We start from the raw sequence: 10,205 nt of genomic DNA, 5'->3' as shown, positions 1-10,205 counted from the left end.
ACGTCATTGCTCATGAGCTCAACACCCGACCCCGAAAGTGTTTGAGCTTCCGAACACCGCTCGAGGCCCAGCACGACCTCACCACCCGAAAACCAGAGGTGTTGCCTTGACGATTTGAATCTAAGGAGGCGGACCTTAAGATCGCGTTAGCCCTGCGCAGCTCGCGCACTTCCTTCTCCAGCTCAGCGAGTCGTTCGGCGTCACTGGTCGTGGTCCCAGGCCGATGGCCCTCGTCGATCTCGGCCTGCACGACCCAGTTCCTCAGAGTCTCGGGATTGATCCCGAGCTGCTCGCCCACACGACGGAACGTGCCTGACTTCGTCGCTGGATCCTGCCGCGCGTCCACGGCCATCCTCGTGGCCCTCTCCCGAAGCTCATCGGGGTACTTCCTCGGTGCTGCCATGCTCCTCATCCTCCCGTGGATTCAGAGCCTCCACCAGACCCGGGGCGATTCAGGTAGAGCTTCCCCTCATCGGTCCGGTGCTCGGTGATATCGGTCAGCCACAGTTCGTTGACGTCATCGGCCGTGAAATCTCGCTGCACGAGGTCGTCGTGGACCGGCGGGCCCGGCCGTTTCCCGTTCTTCCCCCGCTTCTTCCCGAACACGGACCACCACCGGTTGTCCCGGCAGATCCGCCACGCGGTCCTCTCACACATGCGCTGGCCAGCCGCTTCCGCTTCGCCGGCGAGGAACCGGTAACCGAACTCGGGATCGTCACGGTGGGCGTCGAACAGGGCGTTCGCCCGATACGCCTCGACCAGTTCCGACGGGGTGACCTGCTGTTTCCGCCAGCGATAGTAGGGCTGGCGGGAGAGCTTCAGGACCCGCAGGGACACCGCGACGGGGATCCCGTCAGCGGCGAGCTCGCTCACGAGCGGGTAGAGGATTTTCCCGGCAGATTCGCCTGTGAGAGATAGGCGGCCGCGCGACGCAGGACCTCGTTCTCTTGCTCCAGCAGCCGATTCCGACGACGCAGATCCCGCAGCTCGGAGGACTCCTCGCGGGTGGTCTCGGGACGGGCACCGTCCTCGACATCGGCCTGGCGCATCCAGTTCGTCAGGCAGGACTCCGAGATCCCGAAGTCCTTCGCGATCTGGGAGAGCTTCTGGCCAGGTTCACGGTTCCTCGCGACACGCACGACGTCGTCACGGAACTCCTGGGGGTATGGAGCGGGCATGGTGCACATCCTTCCCTGCGACGCTGCTCAGCGCTACAGATCATGTGACACCTACCCGCGCATCAGTCCCCCCCCCCCCAGCCCCCGCACCGGTGGCGAGGAGATAGAGGGTCCCGTTGCCGAGGAGAAACTCCTCAGGGTCGAACTCCTCACCCGGCCCCGGGGAAACCGCGTCCAGGACGCGGGGATCGGCAAACGGGCTCTTCGCGGTTCGTGGTGAATGATCCTGCTGTGGCGGGTGTTCACGCTGCGGTTCTCGCGGCGCTGGTCAGCAGGATACGGGTTCGGAAGTTGTTCGCGTTGCGGAAGCCGCGGCCGGTGCGTTTGATGTTCTTGATGCCGGTGTTCGCGGCCTCGACCTTCGCGGTGGTCGCGCCGGTGACGATGAGGACTTCGATCGCGTCCCACCAGGTCACGACGGTGTCGTAGAGCTTGGTCGCCTCGGGCATGTTCGCGATCTGGACGAAGTAGCCCATCCGCATCCTCTCCTCCCGGGCCTGGGCGAGCGTGTCGGTGGCCAGGAGGCGTCGGAGCTGCTCTTTGATGCCCCAGGCGGCGGAGAGCTCGTCGGTGGGGTCATCGGTGCGAAACACCCTCTCCAGCCGCTCCCACGCTTTCGGGCTCAGGGTGTCAGCGCCGCGCAGCAGCAGCATCCGGTGCGCCCAGGCCGGATCGTCCTTCCGGCCCCGACGACCCCGATGAGTGCGGGCCAGGCGCTGACGGACGGTGGTGACCATGTCGTTTCCGAGCTTCACGAGGTGGAACTTGTCGACCGAGACCGCGGCGCGCGGCAGGTAGGTCCGCAGTGCTTTGCGGAACGCTGCCGAGGGATCGATCGCGACGATCTCGATCCGCTCCCGCCAGGCCTCAGAACGCTGGCCGAGCCAGTCGCCGACCGCGGCGCTGTCGCGGCCGTCGACGATACCGAGTACCTGCCCGGTGGTCAGGTCGACCAGGGTCGTCATCCACGGCTCGAACCGCCTCCACGCACCCTGATCGGTGCGGAACCAGCGCACCGACCGGTAGCGGTGCTCATCTATCCCCAGGCGCGTCACCGGGACGTCGTCGACGGCAGGCAGGACTACGGCAGCGGTACTCAGGGCGGCCTGGACCAGCCACCACGAGACGCCATGGGCCGGGGCGACTTCCGAGGCTGCCCGGCCGGAGGTGATCACAGCGGAGACGACCTGGTCCCGTAGCCGGGTCGTCGAACGCGCGTATCGAGGGACCTGGTCGGTGGCCTCCCAGAACGTGCCCCTGTCACAGCCCGGCTCGAGGCAGAACCAGCGACGCTTGGCCCACACCACGACCGTCGCCCCGGCCACGGGAACGTCCCGGACCCGCTGTGACCGGCGCGAGTGAACCTTCGTCGCGAGCACCCCGCAGACCGGACAGCCCGGCGTGACGGTCGAGGCGATCACCACACGCCGGTCCCCGTCGGGCAGGTCGGTGGCGTCGATGACGCGGTAGTCGGGCAGGTTGAAGATCGTGCTCGCAGCATCTCGCTGCGAACCAGTATTCTCGTGCACAGGCTCGTGGTCCTCTGGAATGCGGATGTCTTGACAACACCCATCACAGCAGGACCACGAGCCGTTCTACGCCACCGACGCTACGCTCCCCATCACCACGAACCGGGAACAGCCCGTTTGCTACAGCACCGTCGTACGGCAGGCGCATGATCCCCCGATGCGCCCATTGCGCCGCTGGCGGTTCTCGCCGTGCGCTCCGTACATGTGTCTTCTCCGTCGAATAAGTGAGAGAGCCTGAACTCTGCGCTGATGCTAGCACACGAGTATCGTCTATCTCCACTCAAGGTACGTAGGCTTCTCGGCTATCGGGCGGGTGTAGCCGGAGAACACTCGATCAGCGCTACGCGCTCTCTCGCCGAAGCCGTGGCTGGGACGGCTGTCGCATCGACAGCTTGCTTGACATCGTCGACGGCAAGTGGCCACTTAACTCTCTGCCAGGCACCCGCATAGTATGCGGATTGCGGGCCGCTTCGATGACCCCGGTTCGACCCGCGGTGTCGGCTTGGCGCTCGCAGTCACCGTCATGGGGATGGTGCTGGCGGCTGTCGCGGTCGGTGTACTACTCGCTGACTTACATCGGGTTCTTCATCCCCGCCGTTCTTGCGCTGGTGGGTGCGTGGCTCCCGTGCACGGTCATGTTCGTCATCGGCGCGGTTCTTGCGCTCATCAGTTTCAGGATCGTCGCTCTGAGCTGGCGCAGGCATCTTCCGTAGCGCGTCGCCGGGCATTGCCGTCCGATGCGACTGGCAGCGCAGTCGCTCCGGAGGCAGCCGCCAGGCTCAGAAGATGCTTGCGATCCGGCGGGCCTGTCGCTGTCAAGGGACGCCGTGCAGTCGAATGCAGGGAGAGTGGCATGGTGACGTCTGCGCTCGGGGTGCATGTGGTCTCGCCTTCGCACGGTCGCGCGATGATCAGGTTCGCCGCGTATTGCGACAGGTTGATCAGTATGGCAGCCATGAGCGGTCCGATCGCGAGTGTCGTCGCGACATCGAAGATGCTGAGATCGCGCGCGTCGCTTTTCCTCAGGGAGTATGCGGATGGACATCGCCATGCGGCGTCCCGGGATACGGAGGACTCGCCCGAAGTTGTGGACTCTCTCGAGCCAGTCTCCCGCGACACCTAGTCCGTCGTCCGCAACGGGCTATGTCATTATGCGGCGCCTGGAGGCGTTCAGTCCTCGTGACGTTCCTGCGGCTTCCTCCCAGTGGGCTCGCTACCGCTGTCGGGCGTGCCCGAGTCCGCCTCAGCACCCATTATCGGATTCACCAGAACGATGTCGGAGCTCGATTTCTCCGCCGTGCTCCGTCGGTCCCAGGTTGGGCGGCGCACGGCGTAAAAGACCAGCGGAGGGCCGCCCAGTAGCAGCACGACGACGGCGACGACCAGGGGGTAGGTGGCATCGGAGAGCCCAGAGAACCCGGTAGGGCGGATGAAGGCGAAAATGAAGGCTGCGGCGCAGGAGATGAAACCCAAGCCTGCCACCAGGGGCATCACAGGCGTCCGGTAGCTACGAACAACCCTTGGTTGCGTCCGGCGCAGCCGGATCGCGGCGGCGAACATCAGCATGTACATGATGAGGTAGAGCGCTGCTGCCATGTCCACCAGGGCGACGAATGCTGTGTTGCCATTGGGGACGAGGACGAAGAGCAGTGCGAGCAACGTCACGATCACTCCTTGCACCGCGAGGATGCCCACCTGCACCCCTGCCTTGTTCCGGCGCTGGAGCAACGGCGGAAGCAGTCCCGTCCGCGCGGCGGCGAGCAGGCCGCGTGAGGGCCCGGCAATCCACGTCACCACCGAGGCGAAAGCACCGAGTGCGACGAGCAGCGAGATCACCGGTGTGCCCCACGAGATGCCCCAGTGGTCGAAGAAGGTCTGGAAGGCCAGGTTGATGCCGTTGGTCACCCCGAGGTCGGTTTGCGGCACGGCCACGGCCATCGCGATTGTGGGGAGGATGAACACACCCAGGATGAGGATCGTGGCGACGGCTATCGATCGGGGAAAGCCGCGTCCCGGGTTCTTCAGATCGTTCGCGTGCACCGCATTGACTTCCATGCCTGCATAGGCGAGAACGTTCGAGACCACGAGGACGATCGCGGCGATCCCGGTCCAGGGCGGTATGACCGCTGAAGGCTGTAGTGAGGTCTCGGAATGTTCTCCCGTGCCCAGCCAGAGCGCTCCGAGCGCGATCAGGAGAACCGCGGGGAGGATCGTGCCGAAGATCCCGCTCCAGCTGCCGACTTTGGCGAAGAGGTTGCCGCCGGCGAGAGTGATGAGAGTCGATCCCCAGTAGAGGACGAGGATGACGATGGCGGTGTAGATCCCGCTCTGTACGAGATCGGGCTTTCCGACGACGAACGACAAGCTTGCCGCGATGAAGGCGATCTGCGCGGGATACCACACGACGTTCTGAATCCACTGGAGCCAGATCGCGACGAACCCTGCGCGTTCGCCGAAGGCCTCACGCACCCAGGTGAAGATGCCGCCTTTCCACCCCGTTGCCAGCTCCGCTGCCACGAGCGCGGTCGGCACGAGGAACAGAATCGCGGGGATGACGAAGAGCGTGATGGAGCCCAGGCCATAGGTGGCCATTGCGGGCAGGGATCGCAGCGACGCCACCACTACCACCGTGAGCATTGACAGCTGCACGACCGACATGTAGGCCGTCGCTCCTGCCGCGGGGGCACCAATCGCCGGCCCTGTGTGGTTTCTTGGGCGGCGGTTACCCGATCGGCCGTACGGATGAGGTTTGACGTGCTCCGCCGTAGTGGCCTGAGTGCCGTCCGCGCGCTCGTCCGGTCCTGCGGACTCGTGGTGAGACATCAGCTCGTCCCTTCCTTGTGCTCTGGGTCAGTGGTGGAATCCGGAGTGTTGGCCTTCTGCGGGCATCGGGCCTTCGAGGGCATCGAGGTAGGCGACTGCTTCCCGGAGGTCTGCGAGGAACGAGAAGGCGAGGTCGTGGCTGAACCCGTTGCGGACGACGATGCGCTGGACGGTGATGTCCACGAGGTTGGCCGGCATCGGGTACGCGGGCACGAGCCAACCCTTCATGCGGAGCCGTTCCGACAGGTGGTACAGATTCCAGTTCTGTGTGTAACCATCTCGTAGGCGCCACGCGAATACGGGGATCTCCGAGCCGTCGTTCCAGAGCTCGAAGGCCGGAATCTTCGCGATCTCGCTCGAGAGGTACAGCGCAACGTCTTGGGTCGACTGCTGCACGGCGTGGAAACCTGTGCGTCCCAGTCGCAAGAATAGGTAGTACTGCAGGAGGACCTGCGCGCCGGGGCGGGAGAAGTTCAGAGCGAATGTCGGCATGTTGCCGCCGAGATAGCTGACGCGGAAGATCAGGTCGTCGGGGAGCGCGGTGATGTCCCGCCAAACGACCCAACCGAGCCCCGGGTAGACGAGGCCGTACTTGTGTCCCGATGTATTGATCGAGGCGACGCGCTCGATGCAGAAGTCCCATTCCAGATCCGGCTGCAAGAAGGGAGCGACCATGGCACCAGACGCGCCGTCAACGTGGATGGGCACGTCGATTCCGGTGGCCTCCTGGATGCGATCGAGCGCCGCGGCGATGGCCGCGACGGGCTCGTACATCCCTGTGTAGGTGACGCCCAGGATCGCCACAACGCCGATAGTGTTCTCGTCGACATACTTCTCGAGGCCGTGACCGTCGAGAACCTTATGTTCCTCGGAGATGGGAACATACCTTGGTTCGACCTCGAAGTAGTTGCAGAATTTCTCCCAGCACACTTGCACCGCGCTGGAGAGCACGATGTTCGGCTTCTCGGTGGGTTCTCCAGCACTGCGGCGCGCATGCTGCCAGCGGCGCTTGAGGGCGAGGCCACCTAGCATGCATGCTTCGGACGAGCCGATCGTGGATGTCCCGATGCTATTGGCGGGGTCCGGAGCGTGCCAGAGATCGGCGAGCATACGCCAACACCGCGTCTCGATGGCTGCCGTCTGCGGATACTCGTCCTTGTCGATCATGTTCTTATCGGCGGCTTCGAGATAAAGCCGAGCCGCGTGATCGTCCATCCAGGTGCCGACGAAAGTCGCGAGATTGAGTCGGGCATTCCCGTCGAGCATCATCTCGTCGCGGACGATCTGATAAGCGGTTTCCTGCAGCGATTCCTCCTCGGGGAAGAGAAACTTCGGCAGCATCGTAGCCTCTCCCGGCCTGGAGAAGATCGGGTTGAGCTCGACCCGGTCGAGTCCATCCTCGTGCCGCGTGATGCGTTGCGTGTTCGACATTATTTTCCTCCTTCACCGTGCAGCGCAGGCGGGGTTGCCAACACCCAATTCCAGTGTAGTTCACCGAGGGCGGGGTTGCCAACACCCAATTCCAGTGTAGTTCACCGAGGCGACGGAGCACGCGGACGCCGCCTTCAAGTTCGTCGAGTTCACGCAGTCCGAGGCCTACCAGCTGGGCATGGCGAAGGTCGGCCAGATGACGGTCAAGCCGGAGTTCGCCGACGCGCAGGCGAAGATCGACCCCTACTTCCAGACGTTCTCGGATCAGCTCGAGACCGCACGCGCCCGCCTCCCCATCCCGCAGGCCGGCGAAGTGGACGCCATCCTCAGCACCGAGCTCGTGCCCGCGTTCGAGGGGAAGGTCGGCGTCAAGGAGGCGCTGAGCTCCGCCGCGAAGCAGATCGACGCCCTCCTCGCCGAGAACAAGTGATGGCCCTTCTGCAGCATGAGCGCGGGGCAGCTCCGGCCGTCCCGCGCCCGCAGTCCCCTCCGCCGCGCCGCCGGCGCCGGGTCTCCCTCACCCCCTACCTCTTCTTGCTCCCCGGCGTGCTGCTGTTCGGGCTGTTCATCCTGTACCCGATCGCGCAGGCCGTGCAGATCAGCTTCTACGACTGGAACATCCTGCGCGGCGCCGCCAGCGAGTTCATCGGCCTCGACAACTACCTCCGCGCGATGCAGGACGACCGCTTCTGGCTGAGCCTCGGCAACAGCGGCATCTACATGCTTTTCACGGTGCCCCCGCAGATCGTGCTCGGCCTCGCCGTCGCGATGCTGCTGCGCTCGAAGGCACCGGCGCAGCCGCTCTTCCGCGTGCTGTACTACCTGCCCGTCGTAACCAGCTGGGTCGTCATCTCGCTGCTGTTCAAATACCTGTTCGCCGACGAGGGACTCATCAACTTCACGCTCGGCGACCTCCTACACCTCACCGACGGGAGCACCTCCTGGCTCTCCGAGCGCTGGACCGCGATGATCGCGATCTGCGCCCTCGGCGTGTGGAAGGGCGTCGGCTGGTCGATGATGATCTTCCTCGCGGCCCTCCAGGGCGTGCCGAAGTCGCTCGAGGAGGCGGCGACGGTCGACGGAGCCGGGTGGTGGCAGCGCTTCCGCGTCGTCACGCTGCCGGCGATCTGGCCGGCCATGATCTTCGTCATCGTGATGCTCGTGATCGGCGGCTTCAACGTGTTCACCTCCGTGCTGCTCATGACCGGCGGCGGGCCAGGAGGGCAGACCGAGGTGCTGCTGACCTACATGTACCGGCAGGCCTTCTCCGATCTCGATTTCAGCTACGGCTCGGCGCTCGCCGTCATCCTTACGATCATCGTCTTCTTCGCCTCGGCGATCCAGCTGCGGGTGTTCCGCGAGAAGGAGGAGAACCGATGACCCCCGTCGCATCCCGCCGGGCGCTCACCGCCCTGCGCGTCGTCGTGCTCATCGTCGGCGCGGTCGTCATGGTGACGCCGTTCGCCTACATGCTGTCGACGTCGTTCAAGCCGCAGGCGTACGTGCTGACGACGCCCCCGCAGTTCATCCCCGACCCGTTCACCTTCGACAACTACGTGCAGGCGTGGACCACGCAGGACTTCGCGCGCTACGCCCTGAACTCGTTCATCGTGGCGGTGATCTCCACCGCGCTCTCGGTGCTCATCAGCTCTATGATGGCCTACGCCTTCTCCCGGTTCGATTTCCCGGGCAGGGAGTGGATCTTCCGCATCCTGCTGATTGGTCTGATGGTTCCGGCGATGATGCTGATCATCCCGCAGTTCGTGCTGGCCAAGTACTTCGGGCTGCTCGACTCGCTCGCCGGGCTCGTCGTGTTCTACGTGGCCGGCTCCCTCGCGCTGAACACGTTCCTGCTGCGCGGCTTCTTCGCGGCCCTTCCGGGCGAGCTCGACCACGCCATGCAGATGGACGGCGCGAACGCGTGGACCCGCTACTGGCGCCTCGCGCTGCCGCTCGCGCGGCCGGCGCTCGCGACCGCGACGATCTTCACGTTCCTCGCCAGCTGGGACGAGTTCGCGTGGGCGCTCACCATCATCAACTCCCCGCAGAACCGCACCTTGCCGATCGCGATCCAGCTCTTCCAGGGGCAGAATGCGACGCAGTGGGGTCTGGTGTTCGCGGCCTCGATCATTGCGATCATCCCGGTGATCATCGTTTACCTCGTCTTCCAACGCCACTTCGTACAGGGCCTCACCTCGGGGGCCGTCAAAGGATGAAAATGCTCACTCTTCTCCCCACCCGCACAAGCTATCGGCCGGGCGAGCCCGTCGTGATCGAGCTCCGCGGCGACGTTCCAGCCGCGGGCGAGTCATCAGCACGCCGCGGCGGTCACGCAGCGCCTCGGCGGACCCGAACACCAGCATGCGGATCAGCGCCGCCGAGATCCGCTGCGTCAGCCCCAGTGAGGCCTGGTCCACGCCCATCGGCGGCAGCTCGAGGTTCGCGTTGCCGACGCGGATGTACGTGATGCCCTCGCTGGCGCTGAGCACCTTGCCCTTGTCGTCCAGCCCGACGATCGCGCCGAACATGGGGTCGGTGCGGGACTGGCGCAGGATCGGGTCGGCCAGCTCGGCGGAGGCCTCCCCGTCGGCCTTGGCGATCTGAAGCGCGGTGCCAATGGCCTTCGCCCCGTGGGCGACGCCGTACTTCAGCGCCGCCTGCAGATCGGCTTCGAGGTTCTGCCGCGACCCGTGCGGCCACACGTTCACGTCGTGCAGTACGGACACGGCGGTGTTGATTCCGTCAGCGGGGGTCTTCGAGAAACGCAGCGGGTCGCACACCCCGGTGCCACCGGATCCGCCGAGCCCGCCGGAGGAGCCGGCAAAGGAGTCCAGCGAGTAGGTGACGCAGGCGTCCCCGAACGCGGCCGAGAGGTCCGAGCCCTTCTTCGGGTCGATCACGATCACCGGACGGCCCTCCAGCGAGTACTGGTACGCCGAGTATGCCAGGCTCTGAGTCTTCCCCGAGCCACTGCTGCCTACTACTGCCCCGATGGGGTAGATGTCCTGGTCGGAGGACTTTGTGGCGGACATGAGGGCTTCCTGCCGGTCATGGACGGTGAAGCCCACGTTGATCCCGCGAGCATCCCCCACCGTCGACAGCGACGCCATTCCCGAAAAGGGGTATCCATCTTGGTGCCGATAGGTGGATCGGTGCGGGCTGGTGGTCAGGGAGTTCGGCGCCAGGGCCTGGGAGAGGTTGCCTGGTCGAGGCTACTGGGCCTCGAGCGAGGTCCTCTTCGCCC

Annotated in this window: 9 protein-coding genes and 1 pseudogene; 3 read left to right on the top strand and 7 right to left on the bottom strand. The window is 65.2% G+C overall.

The window, feature by feature from the left end:
- Positions 1–124: 124 nt before the first annotated feature.
- The 6 genes and pseudogenes from BANT918_RS16860 to BANT918_RS16825 all read right to left on the bottom strand — a co-directional run.
- Positions 125–403 (bottom strand): annotated as a pseudogene (locus tag BANT918_RS16860) (transposase); the annotation flags it as partial.
- 5 nt (positions 404–408) lie between these two features.
- Complete coding sequence (locus BANT918_RS17590) at positions 409–873, bottom strand: hypothetical protein (protein ID WP_180957528.1); 465 nt, start codon at positions 871–873, stop codon at positions 409–411.
- Positions 870–1,178 (bottom strand): transposase, encoded by a 309-nt coding sequence (locus BANT918_RS17585; protein WP_208618152.1) that lies wholly within the window; start codon positions 1,176–1,178, stop codon positions 870–872. Before BANT918_RS17585 ends, BANT918_RS17590 begins: the two co-directional genes overlap by 4 nt.
- A 242-nt stretch (positions 1,179–1,420) precedes the next feature.
- On the bottom strand, positions 1,421–2,707 hold the full coding sequence (locus BANT918_RS16840) for an ISL3 family transposase (protein WP_101621232.1): 1,287 nt from the start codon (positions 2,705–2,707) through the stop codon (positions 1,421–1,423).
- 1,170 nt (positions 2,708–3,877) lie between these two features.
- Positions 3,878–5,365, bottom strand: a complete 1,488-nt coding sequence (locus BANT918_RS16830; RefSeq protein ID WP_180957530.1) for an APC family permease — start codon at positions 5,363–5,365, stop codon at positions 3,878–3,880.
- Positions 5,366–5,557: 192 nt separating this feature from the next.
- A complete protein-coding gene (locus BANT918_RS16825) occupies positions 5,558–6,961 on the bottom strand; it encodes a glutamate decarboxylase (protein WP_101621229.1) in 1,404 nt (467 codons plus the stop codon).
- A 196-nt stretch (positions 6,962–7,157) separates the two neighbouring features.
- On the opposite strand from BANT918_RS16825, the gene BANT918_RS16820 reads away from it, so the two are divergent.
- Genes BANT918_RS16820 through BANT918_RS16810 form a run of 3 tightly spaced genes read left to right on the top strand, consistent with a single transcriptional unit; the run spans position 7,158 to position 9,177 of the window.
- Complete coding sequence (locus tag BANT918_RS16820; protein WP_127364485.1) at positions 7,158–7,391, top strand: hypothetical protein; 234 nt, start codon at positions 7,158–7,160, stop codon at positions 7,389–7,391.
- Positions 7,391–8,341 (top strand): carbohydrate ABC transporter permease, encoded by a 951-nt coding sequence (locus BANT918_RS16815; RefSeq protein WP_101621228.1) that lies wholly within the window; start codon positions 7,391–7,393, stop codon positions 8,339–8,341. Before BANT918_RS16820 ends, BANT918_RS16815 begins: the two co-directional genes overlap by 1 nt.
- Positions 8,338–9,177: a carbohydrate ABC transporter permease gene (locus tag BANT918_RS16810; protein ID WP_101621227.1), complete on the top strand. Its 840-nt coding sequence runs from the start codon at positions 8,338–8,340 to the stop codon at positions 9,175–9,177. The genes BANT918_RS16815 and BANT918_RS16810 overlap by 4 nt, the downstream gene beginning before the upstream one ends.
- Positions 9,178–9,183: 6 nt before the next feature.
- On the opposite strand, the gene BANT918_RS16805 is transcribed toward BANT918_RS16810, so the two are convergent.
- The gene (locus BANT918_RS16805; protein ID WP_101621226.1) at positions 9,184–10,071 is read right to left on the bottom strand and encodes a hypothetical protein; all 888 of its coding nucleotides are present in this window, start codon (positions 10,069–10,071) and stop codon (positions 9,184–9,186) included.
- Between the last annotated feature and the right edge of the window lie 134 nt (positions 10,072–10,205).

Origin of the sequence: Brevibacterium antiquum CNRZ 918, from assembly GCF_900169145.1 — a bacterium.
Lineage (GTDB): Bacteria > Actinomycetota > Actinomycetes > Actinomycetales > Brevibacteriaceae > Brevibacterium > Brevibacterium koreense.
The sequence above is the reverse complement of the archived record's forward strand: the minus strand, read 5'-3'. Positions and strand labels throughout refer to the sequence as shown.